This is a genomic window from Streptomyces sp. DS1-CR2 (genome assembly GCF_055760475.1).
On record NZ_CM147085.1, the window covers coordinates 8,129,535 to 8,155,877 of the forward strand.

Consider the following 26,343-nt stretch of genomic DNA (forward strand, 5'->3'; position numbering starts at 1 on the left):
CCGGCCACTAGAGGTACGCCTTTGACCAGCGGGAACACCGAGTCGTCGGCTCGCGGTCGCACTGCGGCGCGAGAAGCGGCCCGTCAGCTCCACCAAAGCTCGCCTCCCGTGAAAGTGCGTCAAGGGTCTTGACGTGCCGGGAAGTCCGGAACATGCTCTCCCGCATCCCTCAACAACCGGTTTCCGATGCGGCGTCGCAGGAACGGCATGTCGATCGTTGACCGAAATACCGAACGACTCCGCGACGTCGGTATCACCCCGTGTGACGCCGTCTCCTCGTCACCTCACCCCATTCGGGAGCCGCCGCATGACCACGAACCTCACCCGCCGCAGAACCCTCCAGGCCGCGGGCGCCGCCGCCCTCGCCGCCGGACTCACCCACCTGTCCGCGGGCGCGGCCCGGGCGGACGACGCGGACGACGTGGCGGCGGCCGGGGAGCCGGCCCTGGTCACGTACCCGGTGCCGTCCGGCGCTCCGGTCAATACCGGCAGCTTCCAGGTCAAGGTCCGGCTCCCCGGCGGCAGTTGGGAGACGCTCGGCGTGTACCGGCCGACCCTGGCCGAGATCAACCCGACCACCGGCAGCTCGAAGACGTACGGCTCCTCCCTCGTGTACTTCGACTTCACCGGCCAGGTCGAAGTCGAGGTGACGTACATCAAGGGCGGCGTCTCGAAGGTGCGGATACGTCCCGACTCCTACGGCATCAAGCCCGAGGTCCTCGCCGACACGCTCCGCTTCACTCTGGACCGGCCGCGCAATGTCGTCGTCCAGATCAACGACGACCGCTTCGACTGCCTGCACCTGTTCGCCCGCGCCGTGGAGTCCGAGCGCCCCAAGGCGGACGACCCCGACGTCCTCTACTACGGGCCGGGCATCCACACCACCGCCGACGGCTACCTCAACGTCCCCTCCGGCAAGACCGTCTACCTGGAGGGCGGCGCCTACCTCAAGGCGTCGGTCGTCTTCAAGGACGTGGACCACGCCGGGATCCTCGGCCGCGGCATCCTCGCCGGACCGAAGGCGGGCGGCATCACCGTCGACGGCTGCACCGACATCTCCATCGGCGCGGTCACCACGCTCAACCCCGCCGGCTACGCCGTCAACATCGGCGAGTCGCACGGCGTCACCATCAGGGGCCTGGGGTCTTTCAGCTCCAAGGGCTGGGGTGACGGCATCGACGTGTTCTCCTCCACCCACGTCACCGTCGACGGCGTCTTCATGCGCAACTCCGACGACTGCATCGCCCTGTACGCACACCGCTGGGACTGGTACGGCGACACCAGTCACATCACCGTGCGCAACTCCACTCTGTGGGCCGACGTCGCGCACCCGATCAACATCGGCACCCACGGCAACACCGACAACCCAGAAGTGCTCAAGGACCTCGTCTTCGAGAACCTGGACATCTGCGACCACCGCGAACCGCAGATGGGCTACCAGGGCTGCATTGCGATCAACGTGGGCGACTCCAACCTCGTCAAGAACGTGCGGATCGACGGGGTTCGCGTCGAGGACTTCCGCTGGGGCCAGCTCATCCACATGCGGGTCATGTACAACACGAAGTACAACACCTCGGTCGGCCGCGGCATCGAGAACGTCTACATCAAGGACCTCTCGTACACCGGCAAGCCGCTCGCCACGTGTCTGCTGCTCGGTTACGACGCCAAGCACCCCATCACGGACGTCACCTTCGAGAACCTCCAGGTCAACGGTCAGGTCATCGCCGACTCCATGAAGAAGCCGACCTGGTACCTCACCACGGACACCATCCCGATGCACACCAACGAGCACGTGACGAACCTGAAGTTCCTCACCACCGCCGAGGCCGAGGCGGCGGCCGCCTCATGAGCCCGCTGGAGCCGAGCCGCCGGGGCGTCCTCGGCGGCACCGCGGCCCTGCTGCTCGCGTCCGGCGCGGGCGCCCTGCTCGGGTCCGGCCGGGCGCACGCCGCGGACACCACCGAAGCGGCCTTCCGCCACCCCGGCCTCCTGCACACCTCCGACGACCTCGCCCGCATGAAGACGGCGGTCGAAGCACGCCAATCGCCGGTGTACGACGGCTACTTGGCGTTCGCCGCGCACGCCAGATCCTCGTCCTCGTACGCCGTCCAGAACACCGGCCAGATCACGTCGTGGGGCCGCGGTCCCAGCAACTACATGAACCAGGCCGTCGCCGACTCGGCCGCCGCCTACCAGAACGCGTTGATGTGGTGCGTCACGGGCGTACGCGCCCATGCCGACAAGGCCCGCGACATCCTGAATGCCTGGTCGGCCTCGCTCACCGCGATCACCGGCGCGGACGGACCGCTCGGCGCGGGCCTGCAGGCCTTCAAGTTCGTCAACGCGGCCGAACTGCTGCGGCGCAGCGGCTACGGCGGCTGGAGCGACGCCGAGATCGCGCGCTGCGAGCGCTCGTTCCTGGACGTCTGGTACCCGGCCCTCTCCGGCTACATGCTCTACGCCAATGGCAACTGGGACCTCACGTCCGTCCAGAGCATCCTCGCCATCGGCGTCTTCTGCGAACAGCGGACCCTGTTCGAGGACGCGCTCAGGTTCGCCGCCGCGGGCGCGGGCAACGGCAGTGTCCGCCACCGCATCGTCACGGTCGGCGGGCAGGGACAGGAGAGCGGCCGCGACCAGGGCCACGAACAGCTCGCCGCCGGACTGCTCGCGGACGCCGCCCAGGTCGCCTGGAACCAGGGCATCGACCTGTGGGGCTTCGAGGACAGCAGGATCCTCGCCAACGTCGAGTACGCCGCCCGCTACAACCTCGGAGGCGACGTCCCCTTCACCTCCGACCTCGACCGCACCGGCAAGTACCTGAAGAAGGCCGTCTCGGCGACCGCGCGCGGCAATCTGCCGCCGATCTACGAGATGGCGTACGCACACTACGCGGGCGTACGCGGCCTCGACGCCCCGCACACCAAGGCTGTCCTCTTCCGCGGAGCAGACGGCGCGCGGGTCGTCGAGGGCAGCAACGACGACCTGCCGAGTTTTGGCACCTTCGCCTACGCGGGCGCCACTGCACCCGAGGGGCCGGGCGCCCCGACACCACCGGCCGGGGTCACCGCCGTCGGCGGCGACGAGCGGGTGACCGTCGCCTGGATACCGTCCGCGTGGGCGACGTCGTACACGGTGCTGCGCGCCCGCGTGGCCGACGGCCCGTACGAGGAGATCGCCTCCGGCGTCACCGAGGCGACGTACACGGACACGGACCCGCGCAGCGGGCACACGAACTACTACAGAGTGCGCGCCGACAACGCCCGTGGTACCAGCGGGACTTCGGGGTGGGCGGCGGCCACCGCCGGGCTTCCCGCGCCCTGGGCCGGCCGCGACATCGGGGATGTGGGCCGCAGCGGATCCGCCGCCTTCGACGGCGAGCGCTTCGTCCTCGAAGCGGGCGGAACCACCGACTCGTATCGCATCGCCCATCTGCCGCTGCACGGCGACGGCACGGTGACCGCGCGGGTCGTGTGGCCGCTCAGCTCCCAGTACTCCATGATCGGCGTCACCGTACGGGACTCCCTCGACGCGGACGCGCCGCATGCCGCGATGCTGATCCAGGGCCTTCCGCTGCACACGTGGAGCGGCGTGTGGAGCGTGCGTACGCGGGCCGGGGGAGCGGTCACCGGCAGCGGCAGCACGCCCGTGCCGCCCACGCAGGCGGAGGCCATCACCACGAACGCGGGCTTCCCGATCTCGAATCTCGGCCCCCTGCCCGAGTCCGCGACCCCACTGGAGGCGCCCTACGTCGAGGGCGCCGGCGACGGCTACCGGCTGCGCGCCCCGTACTGGGTGCGGATCAACCGCAAGGGCCGCCGCTGCACCGGGTCGATCTCACCGGACGGCGTGCGGTGGACCGAAGTCGGCGCGAGTGACGTCGAGTTGGGCAAGGCGGTCCAGGTGGGACTCGTGCTCACCTCGTGCCTCGGCGTGGCCGAGGAGTACGCCGAGACCGGCACCGGTGCCTTCGACAACGTCTCCGTCCAGGGCGCGTTCGGCGAGGTGTGGTCCGTGCCGCGCCCCTCCCGCACGGCCACCGGTCTCACGGCGACGCAGGGCGCCGACGCGGTGGAGCTGGCATGGACCGACCCGGATCTCTCGGCTCGGTACACCGTGCTGCGCGCCACCGCCGCCGACGGCCCGTACCAGACCCTCGCGAACGGGATCGGGCCGGTGGGCTTCGGCGCCCGCGCCCGGTACACGGACGCCACGGGCGCGCCCGGCGCCACCTACCACTACGCCGTCGCCAAGACGAACTGCGGTGGCCGCGGCCCGCTCTCGCCACGGGTCACGGTGGGGATGCCGCTCCCGGAACAGCCTCAACTCACCTCCTCCCAAGAGGATTTCGGCACGCAGGGTGCACCCTTCTGGCATCTCCTGCGCGCGACGCACGCCCCCGTCCGCTTCACCGCCGACGGCCTCCCGCCGGGCCTGCGCGTCGACCGGCGCACCGGCCTGATCCACGGAACACCGGAGCGCACGGGCCGGTTCACGGTCACGACCGGCGCGGGCAACGCGGCGGGCGACGCCACCGGAACACTCACCCTCACCGTGGGGACGGCCCCGCCGGACCCATGGACGTACGGCGACCTCGGTGACGTGGTCCGCGACGAGCGCGACTTCGGCACACTCGGTGTCGTCGCCGTGCGGACGCCGGGCAGCACCTCGTACGCGGACGGCACCTTCACGGTGCGCGGCGCGGGCGTCGACCTGACCGTCAACAACCAGGCAATGACAGGGCAGTTCGTACGCCGGACCGTCACGGGTGACAGCACGATCACCGCGCGCCTGGTGTCCAGGGTGGGCGCCTCCGGCGACCGCATGGGGCTGCTGATGGCCAAGTCCCTCTCCCCGTTCGACCTGGCCGCCGGGGCGATCGTGACCGGCGGCACCACCGCCCAGCTCATGCTGCGAACCAAGATCGCGGCCGCCTCCGCCTTCACCGGCAACGGCCCACTCACCACGCCCTGCCTGCTCCGGCTGCGGCGCGCCGGCGCCACCTTCACCGCCTCCGCCTCCACCGACGGCGGCGCCACCTGGACCGTCCTTGCGCAGGGCGACGTACCGGGCTTCGGCGACGCCCCCTATCACGTGGGCCTCGTGGTCTGCTCCCGCAGCCCGCTGGTCCGCTGCACCACCGAGTTCGACGAGGTGACCGTCACACCCAACTAGCCACTTTCCCCCCACCAATTGGAGACGCACCGATGAGTCGCACATCCCCCCAAGGACACCACCGCGACACCGGGCCCAGCCGTCGGCGCCTGCTCAAGACCGTCGGCGGCCTGGCCGCGGGTCTGGGCGCAGGCGGCTTCGCCACCGCGCTGACCAGCGGCACGGCAGGCGCCGCGCCCGCGACCTTCACCCACCCCGGCATGCTGCACAACGCGGGCGACATCAACCGGGCCAAGGTCCGGGTCGCCGCCGGGACCGACCCCTGGCTGTCCGGCTGGAACAAGCTGATCGCCAACGGCCACTCCCAGTCGACCTGGACACCGCGCCCGACGGACACGGTCATCCGCGGCGGCGACGGCCAGAACTACGGCCAGCTGTTCACCGACATCGCCGCCGCCTACCAGAACGCGCTGCGCTGGCGCGTCGGCGGCACCGAGGCCAACGCCGCGTGCGCCGCGAAGATCCTCAACGCCTGGTCGTCGACCCTGACGACGGTCACTGGGAACGCCGACCGCTTCCTGGCCGCGGGAATCTACGGCTGGCAGTTCGCGAACGCCGCCGAACTCATGCGGGACTACGACGGATTCGACCTGGCCCGCTTCCAGGAGATGATGGTCAACGTCTTCTACCCGCTCAACAACCAGTTCCTGAACGACCACAACGGCGCCTGCATCACCAACTACTGGGCCAACTGGGACCTGTGCAACATGGCCTCGATCCTGGCCATCGGCATCCTCAACGACGACGCCGCGAAGTACGACCAGGCCGTCACCTACTTCAAGTCCGGCGCGGGCAACGGCTCGATCGCCCACGCGGTCCCGTTCCTGCACACCGACTCCGACGGCTACGCGCTCGGCCAGTGGCAGGAATCGGGCCGCGACCAGGGCCACACCGTCATGGGCATGGGGCAGATGGGCGCGATCTGCGAGATGGCCTGGAACCAGGGAGACGACCTCTACTCGTACGACAGCCGCCGCTTCATGAAGGCCGCCCAGTACGTCGCCAAGTACAACCTCGGCCAGGACGTCCCGTACACCACCTACACGTGGGGCACCGGCACCGACTGCGCATACAGAGAGCAGACCGTCATCTCCGCCGCCTCGCGCGGCCAGATCCGCCCGGTGTGGGCGCAGCTCCACTTCCACTACAACCGGCGCCTGTACCTCGACGACAAGTACATCTCGCAGATGTACTACTCGCTGGTCGCGCCGGAGGGCGGCGGCGGTGACTACGGCACCACGAGCGGCGGATACGACCAGCTGGGCTTCGGCACCCTGATGTACGCGAAGTAGCGCTGAGTCGCGCTCAGTCGGCCACCGGCGCGGTCGAGTTCCGCACGACCACGTGAGTGCCGAGCAGCAGATGTTCGTCCGGCCCGTCCGGGGAGCGGGTCAGCGCCGTGCGCACGGCGAGCCTGCCCAGCTCCTCGTACGGAACGTGCACCGTCGTCAGCGTGGGGAACAGGTCGCGGGCGAAGGGAATGTCGTCGTACCCGGCAAGGGACACGTCACCGGGTACCGACAGGCCCGCCTCGTGCAGCGCGGTCAGTGCGCCCGCCGCCACCATGTCCGTGGCCGCGAACACCGCGCTGAACTCCAGGCCGCGGTCCAGGGCCCGGCGCATGAGGCGGTGGCCCGAGTCGCGCGTGAAGTCGCCGGGCAGGCGAAGCGCGGGGTCCGGCTCCAGGCCGAGCGCGCGGTGCGCCGCCGCGTACCCGCGCTCCCGCCCCTGGAGTGTGGTGTTGTCCGGGGCGCCGCCGAGGAACAGGATGCGGCGGTGTCCCTGGCCCAGCAGATGGGCGCACAGGGCGTGGGCGCCGCCCTGGTTGTCGTACTCGATGACCGAGACGGGTGCCCCCGGGGACAGCGGCGACCGGCCGCACAGGACGAGCCGGGACCCGGCCGAGTGCAGGGCCTGTGCCATACGGGCGGTGCGCTCGGCGTACTCCGGAGTACTGTGCGCGCCCCCCACCAGGATGACCGCGGCGGCCCGCTGGGCCCGCATCATCTCCACGAACGCCAGCTCCTGCCCGGTGTCCCCGTCCGTGCTGTGTACCAGGCACAGATGCCCGAGCCGGGCCGCCTCGCGCTCCACGCCCTGCGCCATGTGCGCGAACGAGGGCCCGGTGATGTCGTCCAGGACGAACGCCAAGGTCGGTGTGCCCGCGCCCGCGACCGCCTTCGCGCGCGCGTCCGGCACATAGTCGAGCGCGGCGACCGCCCGCATCACACGGGTGCGGGTCGAGGCGCTCACCGGGTACTCGCCGCCGAGCACCCGCGACACCGTCGACGCGGACACCCCCGCCTTGGCCGCCACGTCACGAATCGTGTGCCGGCCGCCCTGAGCGTCCACGTTCTTCCTGGTCATGGCTGGTTCTTCCCTCCGCGGTGCGGCGGTTGCCACAACGGCGAGCAACCGGTTCCCGGAGGCTAGCAGCGCAGGGGTCCGGGCGGGAGGGGGAGGCCTGCCGGACTCTATGCCGGGGCCGGAGCTGGGAAACCGGTCGCCGAGGGGTCGGATTCCATCGCGGTGCCGGAATGTTCCATAACCTCCCCTCCTTCCCTGGGCGTTGGCGGCACTTCGCACCGCTCACCGACTGCTGATCCATTGACCTGGACCCTTGCACCGACCTAGCTTAGGAACCGGTTTCTATGCGGCGCGACTCTACTGCACCCCACTGAACGTCTGTTGCGTCCCCGTTGTGCGTCTGTCGCACGTCGATCCGGAAGGTCTCCTCCCTTGTCCGAACCTCTCGCCGGTGCCCGGCCCAGGGCACTGTTCGCCATGAGCGCCGACACGCTCCCGCATGCCTTCCCGTCCGACGTCATGGCCCGGCTGCGGGCCGTAGCCGACATCCGTCCGGACCTGATCGCCGAGGACTTCGGCGATCCGCGGGTGCGCGACGCGCTGGCCGGGGCCGAGGTCCTGATCACGGGGTGGGGATGCCCGCCGATCGACGCCTCCGTGCTCGCCGCGGCGCCCCGGCTGCGTGCCGTGCTGCATGCGGCGGGCACGGTGAAGTCACTGATAACGGAAGCGTGTTGGCGCCGCGGTCTGCTCGTCTCGTCGGCGGCCGAGGCGAACGCGCTGCCCGTCGCCGAGTACACCCTCGCCATGATCCTGCTGGCCGGGAAGGATCTCTTCGCTCAGCGCGACGCCTATCGTGCGGCGCGCACGTTCGAGATCGGCGGCATCGTGGAGGGCGTCGGCAACCACGGCCGACGCGTCGGCGTCATCGGCGCCTCCCGCATCGGGCGCCGCGTCATCGAACTGCTCCGCCCCTTCGACCTCGAGGTGTCCCTCGCCGACCCGTACGTGGACGAGGCGACGGCCGCCGCGCTCGGTGTACGGCTGCGCGGGCTGCACGGACCCGACGGCCTGTTCGCCACCAGCGACATCGTGACCGTGCATGCCCCCGAGACCTCCGAGACCCATCACCTCGTCGGCCGCCGTGAGCTGGCGCTGATGCCCGACGGCGCCGTACTGATCAACACCGCGCGCGGCAGCCTCGTGGAGACCGGCGCGCTCGAGGAGGAGGCGCGCACCGGCCGGATCGGCGCGATCCTCGACGTCACCTACCCGGAGCCGCTGCCCGCCGGCTCCGGGCTCTACGATCTGCCGAACGTCTACCTCACCCCGCACGTCGCGGGCTCACAGGGCAACGAGATCGCCCGTCTCGGCCTGGTCGTCGTCCAGGAGCTGGAGCGGCTGCGCGAGGGCCGCCCACTGGCCCACGCTGTCGACCACGCCGACCTGGAGCGGGCCGCCTGAACGCGCGCCGCGTATATGGCAACCATGAGCCACGCAGACGGCGACTGCCGGGAGTGAACTCCACGGGCGCCACACCGAAGGGACTCAATTGCGCGGCGACCGACCGGGGCCGCCGGGTGAGCGGGTACAGCCAGTGCCTGTACGGGGGTACCGCCGCGCCGCCTGTACCCGCGATGCGGTGCATCGGCCGCTCAGTGCGACGTGTCGTACACCTCCTGGTACAGCTGGCGGGTGACTCCGCGCTCGCCCAAGCCGCCGCGCTGCTGCATGTCAGCACCACCGAACGATGGCTGCGCGAACACTTCGACCTGGATGGCCGACGCCCGGACCGCGCACACGTCTTCGTGCCGAAGGAAGCTTGATGAGGCGCGTGCGAACGGCGCCCGAGTGCCGTGCGCGATACGTTGTCCTGGACGCGGAGGGTGCTCGACGTGTGCGCGGTTCCGTACGATCCACCCACACCCCCGCGGCGCATTCTTCCGAGGTGCCATGACTGAAATCCTGCCCGTGCAAACGGGTCTTGTCCGGCTCGACGACCCACCCGACCCCGTGGCCATCGGCATCGGCGTCCATGGCCCGGCCGGGCACGTGGACGACTTCCAGCTGCCGGACCTGTGGCAGTTCCATCTCTACGACTACGAAGCTGACTTGACCGTGGGCGGCGTCGAGCACGTGCTCCGCCCCGGCACCGTCAGCCTGGTGCCGCCCGGAACGCCGGTGCGCTACCGCTACCGAGGCCGCTCCGAACACCTCTACGTACACCTGCGCCTCGGCGCGTCGGGCGACTCCCGCGAGGTGGTGACGGTTCAGCACGCGGGATCACTGGTCGCCGCGCTCGACAGGAAGCTGCGACAGGCACTGTCCGCCTGGCCGCAGACCCGAGGGCGTGCGGTGGCCGAGGTGTGGGCAGCCCTGTGGTGCGTGGCCGAGCTGGCCCCGCCCCGGGACAGGAGCGCGCAGGCCCTCCACCCCGCGGTGTCCGCGGCGGTGGCCCTGATCGAGGCGCGACTGGCGGAGCCGCTGACCGTACCCGAGATCGCGAAGGCCGCCGGCGTCTCCCACAACCACCTGAGCCGCCTCTTCCGCACCGCCACGGGAGAGACCGTGGTCGGCTACATCCGTGCCCGCAGGATGGAGCGGGCCGGGCACCTGCTGCGGGCCAGCACGCTCTCCATCCCCGCGGTCGCCGCTGTCGTCGGAATCCCCGACCTGCAGGCGTTCAACAAGGCCTGCCGCAGGCAGCTCGGGGCCTCTCCGCGGTCCATCAGGGCTGCGGAGACCGGTCTGCCCGCCGCACCCCAACGGATCACCCCATGGTGAGAATCGACCAGTAGACGGTGAACGCGGCCCACGCGCTCCCCTCGCGGCCGCTCCTAGCGTGTGCGTCATGGAGGAAACCGAGGAACTCAAGGAAACCGACGAGACGATCGAGCCGAGCAGCGAGCTGCTCAGTTCGGTGCAGATGGCGCGCTTCGTGGCGCGAGGGTCGTTGCGGCTCGACGCGGTGGTACCACCAGAGATGAACGCCGAGGCCTTGCACGTGCTGGCGGACGGAGTGCCGCCGGTTCCGTACGGTGCGCCGGTGTCCCAGGCCTACGCGCAGGGGTCGTTCGTCAGCAGACTGCTCCAACTGCCGCAGGTGGCAGGAGCCTTGCACAGCCTGGTGGGCCCGGAGCCCGCCGTGGACCACCACGCCGTGCACATCCGCGAGCCGCACGGGGGAGAGGCCCAGCCGCTGCACGCGGACGCCATCATCGACGTCCGGCCGGACGCGTTCGACGTCCAACTGATGTACTACCCGCAGCAGGTGACCTTGGAGATGGGCGGCACGCTCAGCGTGCCCGGCAGTCATCTGCGGCGGACCAACGAGTCCGACACCGGCCGTTACCAGAACCTGCGGGGCCAGGACCGGCTGGTCTGCCCGGCCGGAACCGTGGTGTTCCTGCACCACGGGCTCTGGCACGGGGGCCGCCGCAACGACAGCGACATCCTGCGCTACATGTTCAAGGTCCGTTTCAATCCGATGGTGCGCCAGCGCCTCCTGTGGGACCTGGCGGACCTGCACGACCCGCAGGTGCGCGTCGAACTGGACGCGCATTTCCCCTGGTACGAGGGGGCCGCGGGCCGCCTGGAGCGGTACAACCGCGTCCTGCTGTGGCGCGAGCTGACCGCAGACGACGGATTCGACATCGACCACTGGGTGACCCGGGTCACCAACCGCCCCGAGGTGGAGGCCGCATGACCATCGACACGAAGAGCCCCGCCGCGCAGGCGGGCAGCGCCCCTGTGCTGCGGCAGCGGGTGCTGGTGCTGTACCTGTCCACCTCGGCCCTGGACTCCCCGATCGTCGGCTGGGCACGCTACGACGGGACCGGCCGCACCTCCCCGACCACGGGAGACAGCGACGAGCCGCCGTACGAGTCGGGCGTGGAGGCCCTTCGCGACGGTTGGCGGCTGATCCAGGCCGCCCAACTGATCCCTCCCGGTCCGGGTCACGAGTACGACGTCTCCTTCCTCAAGCACGAGTTCTTCTTCGAGCAGATCGTCGACGCGCGAGCGGAACGGTGACCGGCAATCGCCGTGTGCGGTGGGAGCAGTCGGCGGACGGAGTGCGGCTGACCTGCCGCGGACTGTCCATGCGGGCGGTCTGGGAGGGGCCCGGCATCCTGCGGGTCGCAGCCCGCCCCGCGTCCGACGGCGCCCCCGTCCTGGCCGATGGCCCGATGCTCGATCCGCTGCGCGAGCGACGACGACCCGGAACCTTCACGCTCATCGAGAAGGACGATGAACTGACCATGTCCGACGGCTCGTTGACCCTCGTCGTCGACCTCGCCACCGGACGGCCCCCTTGCGCATCGCTCGATGCGGCTGCGCAAGGGGTTGAGGGCGACAGCTGATGGGAGCCGTTTTCACACGGTCTCCCCGGAGAGGCCCGGCACCGATGCCCTGCGGTGCCGGGCCCCTTCTTCATATCGGCCTTCTCCGGACCCTCAACCGGAGAAGCCGACGTGCGCGAGCCGCAGTGGGCCGCGCAGCCTGAGGTGTACGTCGTGCACGCCTTCGGCGACGATGCCGGCGCCGAGCGTGGTGTAGACGTACGGATCGTCCGAGGCGCCCGTGTCCTGCGCCGGCGTTGCGAGCACCGCGGCGCCCCCGTCGAGGGACAGCTCCACGACGCCCTCGCCGGCCACCGTCACCGTCACCTCCGTGACGCCCTCCCCGAAGTCGCAGTCGCGGTAGATCAGTTCGGCGTGCTCGCCCGCCGCAGGCGCCACCGCGTCGCCTGACACCTTCGTAAGGTCGACGATCACGACGCCGCTCTGTTCGTCGAAGTCGGCCGCGTTCAAACCGTGTTGGATGACAGAGCGCGGAGTGGCCGGCTCGCCGTCCAGGATCACCGTCGTGCGAAGACGGATGTCCTCGCTGGAGGCGCCGGCCAGGATGTCGTACGGCCCCGGCTCCAGGCGCCACCGGCCCTGGGACACGTCCCAGAACTCGAAGGAGGACAAGGGGACTTCGAAGGACAGCTCCTCGCTCGCGCCGGGAGCGAGGGTGATCCGGCGGTGGGTGAGCAGTTCGCGGCGCGGGCGAGGCACCGTCGGCTCCACTGCGCGCGTGTAGAGCTGGGCGACCTCGTCGGCGGTGACATCACCGGTGTTCGTGACCGTGAACGATACGTGCGCTGCTGCGTCGTCGACCCGCACCGACAGGTCGCCGTACGTGAACGACGCGTACGACAGGCCGTGCCCGAAGGGGAACAGTGGCGTCCCCTCGAAGTACAGGTACGTCTGGCGCCCGCCGATCACGTCGTAGTCGAAGAGGCCGGGCAGGTCGGCGTCGTCCTCGTACCAGGTCTGCGGCAGGCGGCCGGCGGGGGAGACGTCGCCGGACAGGACACCGGCCAGGGCGGTGCCCGCGGCCTGGCCGCCGTGCGCGGTCCACAGGACCGCCGGGAGGGCGGCAGTGCCGACGGCGTACGGATAGGCGGAAACCAGCGCAAGCACCGTGTTCGGGTTCGCGGCGCGGGCGGCGCGCAGGATGCGTTCCTGGTGGTCCGGCAGGCGCAGGGTCGTGCGGTCCTCGGTCTCGCGGCCGTTGATGTGCGGGTCGTTGCCCGCGACCACCAGCACCACGTCGGCCCCCGCAGCGGCCTGTGTCACTGCGTCCTCGCCGCGTTCGGTCACTATGAGCTGGAAGACTTCCGGATTTCCGTCGGCCACCCTTACTCCGCCGTCGGTGACGGAGACGTGGCGGCCCGTACCGGCATGCCTGAGGAGGTGGCCGTCCTCATGGGGTTCCAGGCGGAACGTCTCCTGGACGACCCAGCCACCGGGCTGGTCCGCGGAGGCGCGTACGTAGCCGTCGTCGGCCACCGAGAGGTAGCGGCCGTCGGGTGCGCGCAGGGTCAGGAGGCCCTCACCCCAGTCGATCAGGGCGAGCTCGGTACCGGTGGCTGCGGTGGTGAGCGGCGGGAGGTCCGTGCGGCCCGCGAGCAGGGCCGGGTCGAGAGCGCCCTCGGCGCCGCGCACCTCGTCGGGGACGTCCTGGGTGGCAGGCACCTGGAGGAACGTGCCCTCGCGGGTCTTGAGGAGCACCCGGTCCACGCCTTCCGCGAACTCCACGCGCTCGGTGCCGAACCGCTCGTAAAGGCCCTGCAACGGGGTGGAGCGGTGGATGAGGGTGCCGCTGTACCAGTCGAGTTTGCACTCATCGGCCAGCAGACCGACCACGGCGATGCGGGTGTCGGGGGCGAGGGGCAGCAGACCGTCGTTCTTCAGCAGTACGACCGCCTGTTCGGCTGCCTCCTGGGCGAGCGCGCGGTGGGCCGGGGTGTCGAAGTCCTTGGTGTCGGCGTGCGGGTCGTCGTGCGGGTCGAACTCGCCGAGCCGGAAGCGGACGGAGAGCTGACGGCGGACGGCCGCGTCGATGTCGGACTCGGTCAACAGGCCTTGTCCATAAGCCGTCTTGACGCGTTCGACGATCTGCGAACTGTCGGTGCCATGGTCGGTGAAGCTGTCGACGCCGGCGATCAGCGCGGCCGCTGTCGCCTCCTCGTGGGTGTCGTAGTAGTGCTCGTGGTCGACCAGGTTGGAGGGCGCGCCCGCGTCCGAGCAGACCATCAGGTCCTCACCGGTCCAGGCGCGCAGGTGCTCGCGCAGATAGGGGGACACGTGGTTGGGGCGGCCGTTGACCAGGTTGTAGGCCGGCATGACGCCGGCGACCGAGCCCGCCTCGACCGTCTCGCGGAAGGCGCGCAGGTCGTACTCGTGCAGGACGCGCGGCCGGACCGAGCTGGACGAAGTGGCGCGGTCCGTCTCGTTGTTGTGGGCGAGCCAGTGCTTGAGGACGGGCGCCGTGCGCCAGTACGTCGGGTGGTCGCCGCGCAGTCCGCGCGTGTACGCGGTGGCGATGGCTGACGTGAGCTTCGGGTCCTCGGAGTAGCCCTCCTCGTTGCGGCCCCACAGGGGGTGGCGCAGCAGGTTCACCGTCGGCGCCCACACGTTGAGACCGACCCGGTCGTCGTCGGCCCGTATCGCGCGGGTCTCCTTGGACACCGCCTCGCCGACACGGCGTACGAGCTCCGTGTTCCAGGTGGCACCGAGGCCGACGGCCTGCGGGAAGACGGTGGCGGGGCCCATCCAGGCCACACCGTGCAACGCCTCCTGCCCGGTGCGGAACGCGTCGACGCCGAGGCGCTCCACCGCAGGCGCGAACTGGTGCAGGAAGGAGATCTTCTCGTCGAGCGTCAGTCGCTCCAACAGGTCGTCGATGCGCTTCGCGAACGGCAGTTGTGAATCGCGGAACGGCGGGGTGGGCGGCGTCTGTTCGGTCACGTGAGGATCCCCTTGCGATGGAGCGACGTCTCGAATTCGAAGCGCTTCGATGCTGGGTCTGCGGACCGTCGGGTGTCAAGACATCCCGAGGCAACAAGTGCGACTCCTGACCGGCATTTCAAGCGGCATATAAGTGCGGTCGGATCCTGTCCACCCCCTGAGGAATCTTGGAATCGACCCTTGTGCACCCTGTGCCCTTCACTTAACCTCGCAGCAACATCGAAGCGCTTCGACTGCCTTCGACACGGAAGGGCTGCTGCCGGAAGGTGATCAGTCCTCCGGTGATCGAGAACTGACGCCGCTTCAGCTCAGCCAGTTCCACTCGAGACACCGCAGCCGACGGCCTCCGCCGGGTGTCCTGGTGTGCCATGAAGGGTTGACGCAATGACGCCTAACGCCACTTCCGCCTCCGGGTCCAGCCGGAGAAGCTTTCTCGCCTCCGCCGCTGTCGCCGCCGCGGCGGTCGCCGGTGGTGCCTCGTTCCTGACCGCCTGCGGAAGTGCCGACAGCGGTAAGCGGGAGGGGGCCACCTCGGACAAGGCGGCCAAGAAGCTGCTGCCGGCCTTCGTCGCCAGTTCGGTCGCTGAGCCGGACATCCCGGCGAAGAACGGCTCGGCCGCCGGGTTCACCAGCAAGGTCGATCTCGACGCGTTCGCCACCTCGGTCCCGGACAAGCTGGGCACCGGCGCCCCGCTCAAGATCATGTCTCCCTTGTGGGGCGCGGCGCCCAAGGGGAACTGCGCGTACTACACGCAGCTCGACAAGATCGCGGGCACGGACATCACCTGGCAGAACCAGGACGGCAACACCTACGGCGAGAAGCTCGGCGCGGTCCTCGCCTCCAGCTCCATACCGGACATGGTGGTCGTGCCGGGCTGGGAGCTGGAGGGCAAGATCGCGAACGCGATCACCCGGAAGTTCATGGACCTGAGCCCTTATCTCGCCGGCGACAAGGTGAAGAAGTACCCCAACCTCGCGGCGATCCCCACCGAGGCCTGGAAGATGGGCATCTTCGGCGGCGCGCTGCGCGGCATCCCGACGCCGAGCCCCGCCGCCAGCTTCATCTGCCCCTTCTACCGCAAGGACATCTTCGAGGACCGGGGATACGAAGTCCCCACGTCAACGGATGAGTTCATGGCCTGGGCCAAGGACGCCACCAGCGCCAAGGCCAAGGTGTACGCCTGCGGGGACATGTCCTGGAGCGCCGCCAACATCTTCGGAGTCGGCGGCTCCGGATCGCTCGGCTGGAACATGGAGGACGGCAAGCTCAAGTACCGCATCGAGCGGCCCAATTACCTCGAGGCCCTCGAGTGGTCCCGCAAGCTCTTCGCCGCGGGCGTCGTGCACCCCGACGACAAGGCGCGCTCCGGCGACCCGAGCGTCCGCTTCGCGGCCGGCGAGGTCCTCCTCTACAACGGCGGCATCAGCGACTGGTACGTGCGGACCGCGGAACAGGCCGCCGCCAACAAGGACTTCGAGGTCGGGGCCATGGATCTGTTCGGTCCCGACGGCGGCGACCCGACGCTGTGCCCGGGCAATGCGTCCGGCATTTGGTCCATGATCCGCGAGGGCTCCTCGAAGACCACGGTCGAGAACGCGCTCGCCGCCGCCAACTTCGCGGCCGCCCCCTACGGCACGAAGGAGCGGATGCTCGTCGACTACGGCGTCCAAGGAACCCACTACGACGTCAAGGGCGGCGTGCCGACCAAGACCGACCGCGGCAACGCCGAGGTCGTCAACGCCTGGATGATGCTGGCCGCCCCGGCCCCCTACTTCGCCCACCCCGACTTCCCGCAGGTCGCCAAGGCGCAGGTCGAGTGGCAGCAGCGGAGGGTGCCTTTGCCAAGAAGCCCTCCACGTACGGCATGAACATCGTCGAGCCCAGCCGGTACGCGGAACTCACCTCCCAGTTCGAGCAGTTGGAGATCGACTTCGTGCGCGGCAACAAGAAGCTCGCCGACGTGCAGCAGGCCATCTCGCGGTGGAAGTCGTCCGGCGGCGACGAGCTGCGCGACTGGTACAAGAAGATCCTCGACGAGAACGGCAGCGCGAACTGATGGCGCTCGAAGCCGGCAGCCGGCCCGGGGGAGGGGGGACGCCGCAGGCCGCGGAGGACCGCACCTCACTGCCCCAGGCGCCGGCCGACGGGAAACAGGCCGCCGCACCCTCTGCACGACGGCGCCCGCGGTCGGTCAAGGTCAACTGGCGCATCAGACTGCGCCGCGACCGCGTCCTCATCCTGATGACACTGCCCGCCATAGCGCTGTTGCTGGTCTTCAACTACGTACCGCTGCTCGGCAACGTGATCGCCTTCCAGGACTACGACCCGTACATCTCGACCAACGGGATCGTCGCGATCTTCCAGAGCCCCTGGGTCGGCGTCGAGCAGTTCTCCAAGATGTTCACCGACCCGTTGTTCTGGGCCGCGACCGAGAACACCCTGGTGCTGTTCTTCATCCAGCTGGTGCTGTTCTTCCCGGTCCCGATCGTGCTCGCGCTGATCATCAACAGCGTGGTCCGGCCCCGGGTCCGGGCCGTCGCCCAGGCGATCATGTATCTGCCGCACTTCTTCTCCTGGGTCCTGGTCATCACCGTCTTCCAGCAGATCTTCGGCGGGGCGGGCCTCATCGCCCAGATCCTCCAGGACCACGGGGTGCATGGCTTCGACCTGATGACCAACTCGGGGATCTTCAAGTACCTCGTCACCGCCGAGTCGGTCTGGAAGGACGCCGGTTGGGGCGTCATCATCTTCCTCGCCGCGCTCTCCGCGGTCAGCACCGACCTGTACGAGGCGGCCGCGATGGACGGCGCGAACCGGTGGCGCCGGATGTGGCACGTGACGCTGCCCGCCATGCGCCCGGTGATCGCGCTGCTGCTCGTCCTGCGGGTGGGAGATGCGCTCAGCGTCGGCTTCGAGCAGTTCCTGCTGCAGCGTGACGCGGTGGGGGCGGGAGTGAGCGAAGTCCTCGACACATATGTGTGGAACGTAGGTATCCATAACGGCGACTTCAGTTACGCGGCCGCGGTCGGCCTCGTCAAGGGCGTCATCGGCATCTGTCTCGTCCTGGGCGCGAACAAGTTCTCGCACCTCCTCGGCGAGCAGGGGGTGTACAAGAAATGACACTCAACACGCAACTGGTCCGCAGCCTGAAGGCACCGCAGCGACCGGTGTGGGAGGAAGCCCCGAACAAGGCCGGGATCACGCTGAAGAGCGGCTTCCTCGCCCTGTGCTGTCTCGGTGTCCTCGGCCCGCTGTGGATCGTGATCGTCACCAGCCTCTCGCCGAAGGCGGTGATCGACCAGGCCGGCGGTCTGGTGTTGGTCCCCAAGGGCATCACCTTCGTCAACTACACCGAACTGCTCGGCGGTGGCCAGGTCAGCCGGGCGATCATGGTGTCGGTCGGGGTCACCCTCGTCGGCACGCTCTTCTCGATGACGGTGTCGGTGCTCGCCGCCTACGGGCTCTCGCGGCGGGGCAGCCTCGGCCACAGCGCGCTCCTGATGACGCTGATGGCAACCATGTTCTTCGGGGCCGGCCTCATCCCCACCTATCTGCTCGTACAGACCCTCGGCCTGACCGACAGCTATCTGTCACTGATCCTGCCGACCGCCGTGAGTGTCTTCAACATCCTGGTACTGCGGGCCTTCTTCATGGGCATCTCGCCCGAGCTGACCGACGCCGCGCGCATCGACGGTGCCGGTGACCTGCGCATCCTCCTCACCATCGTGATGCCCCTCTCGCGGGCGGTGCTCGCGGTCATCTCGCTTTTCTACGCGGTCGGTTACTGGAGCGCCTGGTTCAACGCCTCCATCTACCTGTCCGACCAAGACATGATGCCGCTGCAGAATGTCCTCATCCAGCTGGTGCAGAAGCACACCCAGGCACCCACCGGCCTGCAGCAGGCGGTGCGTACCGGTGAACTCTCGGCGCTGGGGCTGCAGATGGCCGTGATGGTGATGGCGCTGCTGCCCGTCGCGGTGCTGTCCCCGTTCGTCCAGAAGCACTTCCGCAAGGGCATGCTCACGGGGGCGATCAAGGGCTGATACTCAGATGGCCCTCGACGACGGTTCCCGTGGGGTGCCGGCGGCACAGTGCCGCGGGCACCCACGGATTTCGAGGGAACTCATCAGGGGCGGGCCCTGCGGACGTACTGCCACACCGGCGCTCGCAGCGGCGCCGTCCAGGGCCGAGCACCCCCACCCCACCGATCCCGAACAGTTCAACTCCCGCTGTCCGCAGACGACATGATCGGCGGCGTACGTGTGACGGAGTTGCCCGTCGGCGGCTGCACGGTCCCGCGTGCGCCCCGAATGCGTCATGGCCGCCAGGTCTGCCGAGTCCTCCGAGTCCTGCGAGTCCGCCGAATCCACCAAGCCCACCCAGGAGTCCCGCCCATGACCGTCCGCCCGATCGTGCCCGGCTTTCACCCGGACCCGTCCGTCTGCCGCGTCGGTGACGACTACTACCTGGCGTGTTCCAGCTTCGAGTACTTCCCCGCCGTACCGGTCTTCCACAGCCGCGACCTGATCCACTGGACCCAGATCGGCAACGTCCTGGACCGGCCCTCCCAGCTGAAGACCACCGCGCCCGTCATCTCTTCCGGCGGCATCTACGCGCCGACCCTCCGCCACCACGACGGCCTCTTCCACCTCGTCGTCACCGACTGCGCACCGGCGGCGGCAACATCCTGGTCACCGCCACCGACCCGGCGGGCCCCTGGTCCGAGCCGATCCGGCTGCCCGGTGTCCCCGGCATCGACCCCGACCTCGCCTGGGACGAGGACGGCACCTGCTGGGTCACCGTCGCCGGCATCAGCCAGGTCCGCCTCGACACCACCACCGGCGCCACTGACGGCCCCGCCCGACGCACCTGGTCCGGCACCCCCGGCGGCAAGGCCCCCGAAGCCCCGCATCTCTACCGCGTCGGCGACTGGTGGTACCTGCTCATCGCCGAAGGCGGCACCGAGCGCGGCCACGGCGTCTCCGTCGCCCGCTCCCGCCGACCCGACGGGCCCTTCGAGGCGTGCCCCGCCAACCCGATCCTCAGCCACCGCTCCACCGACCACCCGGTGCAGAACACCGGCCACGGCGACCTCGTCCAGGCGGCGGACGGCACCTGGTGGATGGTCTTCCTCGGGGTCCGCCCCGGCGGCGGCACCCCCGGCTGGCACGGCCTCGGCCGCGAAACCTTCCTGGCCACCGTGGAGTGGGTGGACGGCTGGCCGGTGATCGGCGAGATCGTGAACGGACCCGAACCGGTGGACGGCCACGTCGAGCGCGACGACTTCGACGCGGCCACGCTCCACCCCCACTGGATCAGCCTCCGGGCCACGCCCGCCAAGCACATCACCACCCGCGAACGCGCCGGCCACCTCACCCTGCACGCCCTCGGCCGGAGCCTCGACGCCCCCGATGTCACCTTCCTCGGCCGCCGCCAGGCGCACCTCTCCTGCCGGACCAGGGCCGAACTCGACGTCTCCGGCGGAAGCGGCGGCCTCGCCGTCCGCCTCGACGAACACCACAACTACGCCATCGAGGCGGATGCCGACGAAGTACGCGTCATCGCCCGTATCGGCCCGCTGCGCAGCGTCGTCGCCCGGTCCGACAAGGCGCCGGGCCCCGTCGTCCTCGGCCTCGACATCACCGCCCGCACCGCCCTCGACGACGGCCGCACCGGACCCGACGTCGTACGCTTCGGGACCTGCCAGGAGGACGGCACCTTCACCGAACTCGCCGCCCTGGACGGCCGCTACCTCACCACCGAGGTCGCCGGCGGATTCACCGGCCGCGTCATCGGCCCCTACGCCACCGACGGTCGCGTCGATGTGGACCGGTTCACCTACGAGCCGCTCACCCCCTGACCCCGCTCGCCCCTTCGGCTCTCGGCCGCCCACACGTGAGGAAGCTGATCTCGAATGTCCCGGCTCCAACACCCCCGCAGCCGCCGGAAAGACACGACGGCCCAGCAGGAGCAGTTCACCAACCCGGTGATCTGGCAGGACTTCGCCGACCTCGAGGTCATCCGCGTCGGCGACACGTACTACTACTCCGGCTCGACCATGCACTACTCGCCGGGCGCGCCCGTCCTGCGCTCCTACGACCTGGTCGACTGGGAGTTCATCGGCCACTCGGTGCCGGTCCTCGACTTCGGCGACGCGTACGACCTCAACGGCGGACGGGCGTACGTCGAGGGCATCTACGCGTCCTCGATGCGCCACCGCCCCAGCGACGAGACCTTTTACTGGGTGGGCCAGATCGGCAACCAGCGGACGTACGTATACAGCGCCACCGACGCGGCGGGCCCCTGGACCCGGCACGCCGAGATCGGCAGCGTCTACTACGATGCGGGGCTGCTCTTCGACGACGACGGCACCCCGTACGTGGCGCACGGCGCCAACGACATCCACGTCGTGCAGCTCGCCCCGGACCTGCGCACCGAGGTCAGGTCCGAGCGCGTGCTCACCAAGCCCGACGAGATGCACCTGATGGAGGGCTCCCGCTTCTACAAGATCAACGGGAACTACTACATCTTCGTCACCCGCCCGGCCAACGGCCAGTACATCTGGAAGTCCACCTCAGGACCCTTCGGCCCGTACGAGATGCGGGAGGTGCTGTTGGACCTGCCCGGCCCGATCCCCGGCGGCGGTGTGCCGCACCAGGGTTCGCTGGTCGACACCCCGAACGGCGACTGGTACTACATGGGCTTCATCGACGCCTATCCCGGCGGCCGCGTCCCCGCCCTGGCCCCGGTCACCTGGAACGCCGAGGGGTGGCCCGAGCTCCAGACCGTCGACGGCGCGTGGGGCGAGAAATACGCCTACCCGGTCACCCCGCACCCGCTCCCGCCGATGACCGGCGCCGACACCTTCGAGGGGACGGCGCTGGCGCCGTACTGGGAGTGGAACCACAACCCCGACACCGCCGCGTTCACCGTGGACAACGGGCTCACCCTCAGGACCGCCACCGTCACCGACGACCTCTACAACGCCCGTAACACCCTCACCCGCCGCATCCAGGGCCCCGCCTCCACCGCCACCGTCGTGCTCGACTGCTCCGGGATGGCGGACGGCGACCGGGCCGGTCTTGCGATGCTGCGGGACTCCTCCGCCTGGATCGGCGTCACGCGGCAGGACGGCGTCAGCAGGCTGGTGATGTTCGACGGCCTGACCCTGGACACCGACTGGAACACCACCGGTACCGGCACCGAGCGGGCAGGCGCCGACCTCCCCGGCAGCCGCGTCTGGCTGCGCGCCGCCGCCGACATCAGCCCGGGGCCGGGCCGCCAGGCGACGTTCTCCTACAGCACCGACGGCACCACCTTCACCCCGCTCGGCCCGGCCTTCACCATGAACGAGAGGCCTCACTTCTTCATGGGCTACCGCTTCGCCGTCTTCAACCACGCCACCCAGGCCCTCGGCGGCGAAGTGCTGGTGGAACGCTCCGAGTTGAGCACGCCCTGACCATCCGACGCAGTCCGGCCCTCGGCCGAACAGCGCGGTGCGCACGATGCGTTGCACGGGCATCGCGTCGTGCCGGAACTGAGGCACCCCCTGTGACCACCTGGACAGCCCGACCAGATACGGGTGTTGCACCCCGGCTCGCGGGGTGCCTACGGCGCCCGCGGGTCCATGCCGCGCTGCGTCGGGCCGCGCGGGTGGTGAACGCCAGGAAGGTCGAACGCCTGATGCGCGAGCATCGCATCGTCGGGTCACCCTGCGCCGACGGCGCGGGCTGACCCGGCGGGCGAAGAAGGCGGTGTTCGCCGCCGACCTGATCCGGCGGGACTTCACTGCGCCGTGGCTGGGCATGAGGCTGGTTGGCGACATGACCGAGCTGGTGACCGCCGAGGGCAAGGTCTACCTGGATGAGGCAGCTGTCGGTCCGCTCGATGATCAGGAATCGGTGGACGAGGTTGAGTTTGTTCTGGAGGTCGTAGAGCGGGTCCTGGTCGGGGGCGTCCCATTGGTCGCCGTTCCAGGCGGTCGCACGGATCTTGCTCATGAGGTGTGTTCGGCGCCTACGACATTGTCTTGGGCGAGGGCGAGCAGGTCCTGGGTGGTGGTGGGGTGTTCGCCGGTGGTGTCGTGCAGGGCGAGGGTGGTCGAGGTGTCGGCTGTGGCCTTCTGGAACGTCGCCGCCGTCAGGTGGCCGTCGGCGCGTACCGCCTGCGACAGCACAGCGCCCCCGTCGTCACACTCGCCGCGATGGGCGCCATGGTCCCGGACGCCCTGGCCGGCGCCGACTGGCTCGCGAACCTCGGGTACGGCGCCGACGTCGTCTGCATCACCAGCCCCGACCTGCTCTTCCGGGCCTGTCAGGCACGCCGCGGCCAGGGCCGGCCGGAAGACCCGCAGTGGATCCTGGACCAGGCCTTCCCCGCCGATCGCGCCATTCCGCCTCCATCTGGATCCGCTGGAAGTCCTCGCGGATCCGGTGCGCGAACGCCATCTGCTCCAGTTTGGGCGGCTCTCCGTCGCCGTTCGTCAGGTCGGCGACGGTGGCGGCTCCTCTCCCGGGGGTGGGGTCTCCCTGCCGACTCCCGTGATCACGTCACGGGCCCGGCGCGACAACGCGACGCCGTCGGCGAGCGTCCAGCACGGGCAACGCCCGGTTCCGTACAGTCGCTCTCCCACCGGCCGCAACCTGACGCAGCCCCCTACGCGTGCGCCCCCTCGAAGAACAGATAGACCAGCGGCTCCCCCTCCGGTGCCTCGACGAGGTCGAGCGGACCGGTGCGCACGCCGGAGGTCACCGTCTTGCCCGTGCGCGGGTCGACGACCCGGTACGGCAGGGGCACCGTGTCACCCGCGTCGGGGCTGAACTGCAGCGGCCCGCCGTGCTCGCTGTAGGCGAGGAAGAGGCGGCCGGGGGAGAGGAGCCCGCGGGTGGCGAGGCAGGTCTGCCAGTCGGGGGCCATGTCGGTGGTCGGGACGCCGTCGAGGATGCGGCGCAGCAGGCCGACGTACGAGGACCCCTCGAAGTCCAGGGCCTCGCGCCAACTCGCCCCCGGCGCCATGAAGAACGGGGCCTGGCCGGGCTCGTCCACGCGCTGCACCCACTGCCACAGGCTGCCCGCCCCGTACACGACGCCCATCGTGCCGCCCGCGCACAGATTGCTCCACGCCTCGTGCCCCTGCCACCAGCCGGCCGCCCTGCCACGCCCACCGGTGTGCTCGTAGCTGGGCTCGCCGTTGGCGACCGCCTTGACCGGGAGGTTGCGCCACATGTCGGCGACGCGCTCGGGCAGGTGCTCGCCGCGGTGACCGGTCTGGCACCACTGGAAGTCCAGCCAACTGGCGCCCTGTGAGGCGTTGTTGGGGCCGTGCGGGCGGTAGTGGATGCCGGTCGGCTGGTGGTAGTCGTCCCAGGCCTCGATCTCGCGGCCACCGGCGGCGATCTGCGGTTCGTCGCCGCGCCCGTCCGCACCGACCAGCCAGACGGCGGGTGATGCACCGTAACGCGCGACGAGATAGCGGCAGTAACGGGCGTACGAGGCAGGCGCCACGACAGGACCGGCCACGCGCAGGCCCTTCCAGCCGAAGCCGTGGAAGACGGGCTGGAGGACGGGCGCGATGCCGTGCGCGTCGAGGATGCCGAGGAGTTCGTCGAGGCGTTGGAAGTACGCCGGGACCAGCCGGTCCAGGCCCCCGTCCTGCAGGTCCTCGAAGGCGATGTCGAAGCCGCCGTCGGCGGTGCGGTCGCGCGGGCCGCGGGCGTCCATGTCGGGCATGACGCTCATCAGGAGCGCCGCGTTGAAGCCCTTGGCGGCGCGGTCGGTGGCGTACGTGCGGGCCTGCTCGGGAGTGGCGCGCCAGGGCAGGCCCCAGGCCGTGTCGGCGGCTATGAGGGCGGGTGTGCCGTCGGCGTGCACGAGGCTGCGGCCGCCCGGTGACATCCGCCAGAAGCCGTGGCGGCGGAAGGGGGAGGCGGCGGCGGGGTCCGTCTCGCCGATGGTCAGGGTTCCCGTACGGCCGTGAAGTCCCGGATCCGCCACGCTGCTGACGGTCCGCCAGGTCCACTCACCGGCCAGTCCGGGTGAGGCGAAGCGGACGGCCCAGCGGCGGCCGCCGTCCCAGAAGGCCGGCCTGCGGACGACCGTTCCGCTGGCGGGGTGCGTGAACGTGGCCTCCAACTCGACGTCGGTGTAGGGGAAGTGGTGGTCTTCGGTGGCCTCGAAGGGGATGTCCACCGGGGACCAGGGGGTGTGCGGCCCGGTCACGGGAGCGGATCCGTTCTCTCGTCGAACGTCGAATCTCTTGATCGACGCCGCCCCCAAGGGCGAGAAGGGCGCCGTGCTGCGGAACGAGTGGGACAGGAAAGCAGTGGTGAAGCGCTTCGACGCTGTCATCGCCCCTGATCGGGTGTCAATGCCCGAAATGAAGAAAGTTTCTTTTAGTCCAACCCCTTGTTTCGCTGGAAAGACCTCATTAGCTTGCGTCGCGAAGTGAAGCGCTTCGACACTTCGACACTCTCGCGCTCTCCCTCGGGGGAAGGGCCGCCCCGGCCGACAGGAAGGAAGCCGAGACACCACCATGGTGACCATCGCCGACGTGGCCCGGCGCGCGGGCGTCTCGACCAGCACCGTCAGTTACGTGCTCAACGGCAGGACCTCAGTGTCCGACGCGACCCGGCGCCGTGTGCAGCGCTCCGTGGCCGAGCTCGGCTACCACCCCAACGCCGGCGCCAAGGCGCTGGCCGGCCGCCGCTCGCACATCATCGCGCTGGTCATGCCGCTGCGCACCGACATGTACCTCCCGGTCATGATGGAGATCGCCGTCTGCGTCACCACGACCGCCCGCCGTCACGCCTACGACGTCCTGCTGATCACGAGCGACGAAGGTCCTGAGGGCGTGCGGCGCGTCGCGGCGAGCGGTCTCGCGGACGGCGTGATCCTCATGGACGTCGAGCTCGACGACCCGCGCATCCCGGTACTGCGGGAGCAGGGCACGCAGGCCGCGCTCATCGGTCTGCCCGACGATTCGCGCCAACTATCCTGCGTGGACCATGACTTCGCCGCGGCGGGCGCGCTGTGCGCGGACCACCTCGGCAACCTCGGCCACCGGGACATCGCCTTCATCGGCTACGGCTCCCGGATCTACGAACGGCACGCCGGGTACGCCGAACGCACCCTCGCAGGGTTCGCCGAGCGGGCCGGACAGCGCGGCCTGCGCTTCCTGCACCGCCCCTGCGAGGGCACGTACGAGAGCACCGCCCAGGCACTCGACCGCATCTTCGCCGAGCGGCCGGGAACCACCGGGTTCGTCGTGCAGAACGAGGGGGCGATCGGCCCGCTGCTCACTCTGCTGCGCACCCGCGGGCGGGCGGTCCCCGAGGGCGCCTCGGTGATCGCTCTCTGCGCGGAGCAGCTCGCTGAGCAGCACACGCCCGCCCTCACCGCCGTGTCGGGACCGTCCAAGGAACTGGGCCGGGTGGCAGTGGAGCAGGTGCTGCGCCGCCTGAACGCGGCATCACAGCACACCGCTCCGGGAGACGAACGGGTTTTGCTGGAACCGATCTTGACGGTACGTCAGAGCACAGGCCCGGCCGAGTTGTCGTAAGCCCC

At 70.0% G+C, this 26,343-nt stretch carries 18 protein-coding genes and 2 pseudogenes; 16 read left to right on the forward strand and 4 right to left on the reverse strand.

The features are described from left to right. Nucleotides 1–307 precede the first annotated feature (307 nt). Genes ACY0PA_RS37985 through ACY0PA_RS37995 form a run of 3 tightly spaced genes read left to right on the forward strand, consistent with a single transcriptional unit; the run spans nt 308 to nt 6,467 of the window. Nucleotides 308–1,849, forward strand: coding sequence for a glycosyl hydrolase family 28 protein (locus tag ACY0PA_RS37985; protein ID WP_473081924.1), 1,542 nt, complete (start codon nt 308–310; stop codon nt 1,847–1,849). Further along, nucleotides 1,846–5,175, forward strand: a complete 3,330-nt coding sequence (locus ACY0PA_RS37990; RefSeq protein ID WP_473081925.1) for an alginate lyase family protein — start codon at nt 1,846–1,848, stop codon at nt 5,173–5,175. Before ACY0PA_RS37985 ends, ACY0PA_RS37990 begins: the two co-directional genes overlap by 4 nt. Nucleotides 5,176–5,207: 32 nt before the next feature. Then, the gene (locus ACY0PA_RS37995) at nt 5,208–6,467 is read left to right on the forward strand and encodes an alginate lyase family protein (RefSeq protein ID WP_473081926.1); all 1,260 of its coding nucleotides are present in this window, start codon (nt 5,208–5,210) and stop codon (nt 6,465–6,467) included. 13 nt (nt 6,468–6,480) lie between these two features. On the opposite strand, the gene ACY0PA_RS38000 is transcribed toward ACY0PA_RS37995, so the two are convergent. Beyond that, nucleotides 6,481–7,542 carry a LacI family DNA-binding transcriptional regulator gene (locus ACY0PA_RS38000; protein WP_473081927.1) on the reverse strand — a complete coding sequence of 354 codons (1,062 nt, stop codon included), beginning with the start codon at nt 7,540–7,542 and terminating at the stop codon, nt 6,481–6,483. Between the two features lie 417 nt (nt 7,543–7,959). Between ACY0PA_RS38000 and ACY0PA_RS38005 the strand changes: the two genes are divergently transcribed. The 6 genes from ACY0PA_RS38005 (at nt 7,960) to ACY0PA_RS38030 (ending at nt 11,843) form a co-directional block, all read left to right on the forward strand. Continuing rightward, nucleotides 7,960–8,946, forward strand: coding sequence for a hydroxyacid dehydrogenase (locus ACY0PA_RS38005; RefSeq protein WP_473086556.1), 987 nt, complete (start codon nt 7,960–7,962; stop codon nt 8,944–8,946). A 194-nt stretch (nt 8,947–9,140) separates the two neighbouring features. Then, complete coding sequence (locus ACY0PA_RS38010) at nt 9,141–9,308, forward strand: hypothetical protein (RefSeq protein WP_473081928.1); 168 nt, start codon at nt 9,141–9,143, stop codon at nt 9,306–9,308. 127 nt (nt 9,309–9,435) lie between these two features. After that, complete coding sequence (locus tag ACY0PA_RS38015; protein ID WP_473081929.1) at nt 9,436–10,266, forward strand: helix-turn-helix domain-containing protein; 831 nt, start codon at nt 9,436–9,438, stop codon at nt 10,264–10,266. A 142-nt stretch (nt 10,267–10,408) separates the two neighbouring features. Beyond that, the gene (locus ACY0PA_RS38020) at nt 10,409–11,188 is read left to right on the forward strand and encodes a phytanoyl-CoA dioxygenase family protein (protein WP_473086557.1); all 780 of its coding nucleotides are present in this window, start codon (nt 10,409–10,411) and stop codon (nt 11,186–11,188) included. After that, on the forward strand, nt 11,185–11,514 hold the full coding sequence (locus ACY0PA_RS38025; protein WP_473081930.1) for a hypothetical protein: 330 nt from the start codon (nt 11,185–11,187) through the stop codon (nt 11,512–11,514). The genes ACY0PA_RS38020 and ACY0PA_RS38025 overlap by 4 nt, the downstream gene beginning before the upstream one ends. Continuing rightward, complete coding sequence (locus ACY0PA_RS38030) at nt 11,511–11,843, forward strand: hypothetical protein (RefSeq protein WP_473081931.1); 333 nt, start codon at nt 11,511–11,513, stop codon at nt 11,841–11,843. The genes ACY0PA_RS38025 and ACY0PA_RS38030 overlap by 4 nt, the downstream gene beginning before the upstream one ends. A gap of 93 nt (nt 11,844–11,936) precedes the next feature. On the opposite strand, the gene ACY0PA_RS38035 is transcribed toward ACY0PA_RS38030, so the two are convergent. Next, entirely contained in the window at nt 11,937–14,780 is a 2,844-nt protein-coding gene (locus ACY0PA_RS38035) for a glycoside hydrolase family 3 C-terminal domain-containing protein (RefSeq protein WP_473081932.1), read from the reverse strand. Nucleotides 14,781–15,164: 384 nt separating this feature from the next. On the opposite strand from ACY0PA_RS38035, the pseudogene ACY0PA_RS38040 reads away from it, so the two are divergent. From ACY0PA_RS38040 to ACY0PA_RS38060, 5 genes and pseudogenes are all read left to right on the forward strand, one after another. Next, a pseudogene (locus ACY0PA_RS38040) lies at nt 15,165–16,837 on the forward strand (extracellular solute-binding protein). Beyond that, nucleotides 16,837–17,901 (forward strand): ABC transporter permease, encoded by a 1,065-nt coding sequence (locus ACY0PA_RS38045; protein ID WP_473081933.1) that lies wholly within the window; start codon nt 16,837–16,839, stop codon nt 17,899–17,901. The pseudogene ACY0PA_RS38040 and the gene ACY0PA_RS38045 overlap by 1 nt, the downstream one beginning before the upstream one ends. Then, a complete protein-coding gene (locus ACY0PA_RS38050; protein WP_473081934.1) occupies nt 17,898–18,824 on the forward strand; it encodes a carbohydrate ABC transporter permease in 927 nt (308 codons plus the stop codon). Before ACY0PA_RS38045 ends, ACY0PA_RS38050 begins: the two co-directional genes overlap by 4 nt. Before the next feature lie 351 nt (nt 18,825–19,175). Continuing rightward, a pseudogene (locus ACY0PA_RS38055) lies at nt 19,176–20,641 on the forward strand (glycoside hydrolase family 43 protein). 54 nt (nt 20,642–20,695) lie between these two features. After that, nucleotides 20,696–22,240: a glycoside hydrolase family 43 protein gene (locus ACY0PA_RS38060; RefSeq protein ID WP_473081935.1), complete on the forward strand. Its 1,545-nt coding sequence runs from the start codon at nt 20,696–20,698 to the stop codon at nt 22,238–22,240. A gap of 537 nt (nt 22,241–22,777) precedes the next feature. On the opposite strand, the gene ACY0PA_RS38065 is transcribed toward ACY0PA_RS38060, so the two are convergent. Then, nucleotides 22,778–22,957, reverse strand: a complete 180-nt coding sequence (locus ACY0PA_RS38065; protein WP_473081936.1) for a hypothetical protein — start codon at nt 22,955–22,957, stop codon at nt 22,778–22,780. 479 nt (nt 22,958–23,436) lie between these two features. Further along, nucleotides 23,437–24,999 carry a glycoside hydrolase family 140 protein gene (locus ACY0PA_RS38070; RefSeq protein ID WP_473081937.1) on the reverse strand — a complete coding sequence of 521 codons (1,563 nt, stop codon included), beginning with the start codon at nt 24,997–24,999 and terminating at the stop codon, nt 23,437–23,439. A gap of 37 nt (nt 25,000–25,036) precedes the next feature. Here ACY0PA_RS38070 and ACY0PA_RS38075 point away from each other — a divergent pair, with 37 nt between their 5' ends. Further along, entirely contained in the window at nt 25,037–25,228 is a 192-nt protein-coding gene (locus ACY0PA_RS38075; protein ID WP_473081938.1) for a hypothetical protein, read from the forward strand. A gap of 84 nt (nt 25,229–25,312) precedes the next feature. Continuing rightward, a complete protein-coding gene (locus tag ACY0PA_RS38080) occupies nt 25,313–26,338 on the forward strand; it encodes a LacI family DNA-binding transcriptional regulator (RefSeq protein WP_473081939.1) in 1,026 nt (341 codons plus the stop codon). Nucleotides 26,339–26,343 lie beyond the last annotated feature (5 nt).

Excerpts from the sequence above, each read along its gene's own strand:
- ACY0PA_RS38045 (WP_473081933.1), top strand. The coding sequence starts at position 16,837 with ATGGCGCTCGAAGCCGGCAGCCGGCCCGGGGGAGGGGGGACGCCGCAG.
- ACY0PA_RS38020 (WP_473086557.1), top strand. The coding sequence starts at position 10,409 with ATGGCGCGCTTCGTGGCGCGAGGGTCGTTGCGGCTCGACGCGGTGGTA.
- ACY0PA_RS38000 (WP_473081927.1), bottom strand. The coding sequence starts at position 7,542 with ATGACCAGGAAGAACGTGGACGCTCAGGGCGGCCGGCACACGATTCGT.
- ACY0PA_RS38060 (WP_473081935.1), top strand. The coding sequence starts at position 20,696 with ATGTCCCGGCTCCAACACCCCCGCAGCCGCCGGAAAGACACGACGGCC.
- ACY0PA_RS37995 (WP_473081926.1), top strand. The coding sequence starts at position 5,208 with ATGAGTCGCACATCCCCCCAAGGACACCACCGCGACACCGGGCCCAGC.
- ACY0PA_RS38015 (WP_473081929.1), top strand. The coding sequence starts at position 9,436 with ATGACTGAAATCCTGCCCGTGCAAACGGGTCTTGTCCGGCTCGACGAC.
- ACY0PA_RS38025 (WP_473081930.1), top strand. The coding sequence starts at position 11,185 with ATGACCATCGACACGAAGAGCCCCGCCGCGCAGGCGGGCAGCGCCCCT.
- ACY0PA_RS38005 (WP_473086556.1), top strand. The coding sequence starts at position 7,960 with ATGAGCGCCGACACGCTCCCGCATGCCTTCCCGTCCGACGTCATGGCC.
- ACY0PA_RS38080 (WP_473081939.1), top strand. The coding sequence starts at position 25,313 with ATGGTGACCATCGCCGACGTGGCCCGGCGCGCGGGCGTCTCGACCAGC.
- ACY0PA_RS37985 (WP_473081924.1), top strand. The coding sequence starts at position 308 with ATGACCACGAACCTCACCCGCCGCAGAACCCTCCAGGCCGCGGGCGCC.
- ACY0PA_RS38050 (WP_473081934.1), top strand. The coding sequence starts at position 17,898 with ATGACACTCAACACGCAACTGGTCCGCAGCCTGAAGGCACCGCAGCGA.
- ACY0PA_RS37990 (WP_473081925.1), top strand. The coding sequence starts at position 1,846 with ATGAGCCCGCTGGAGCCGAGCCGCCGGGGCGTCCTCGGCGGCACCGCG.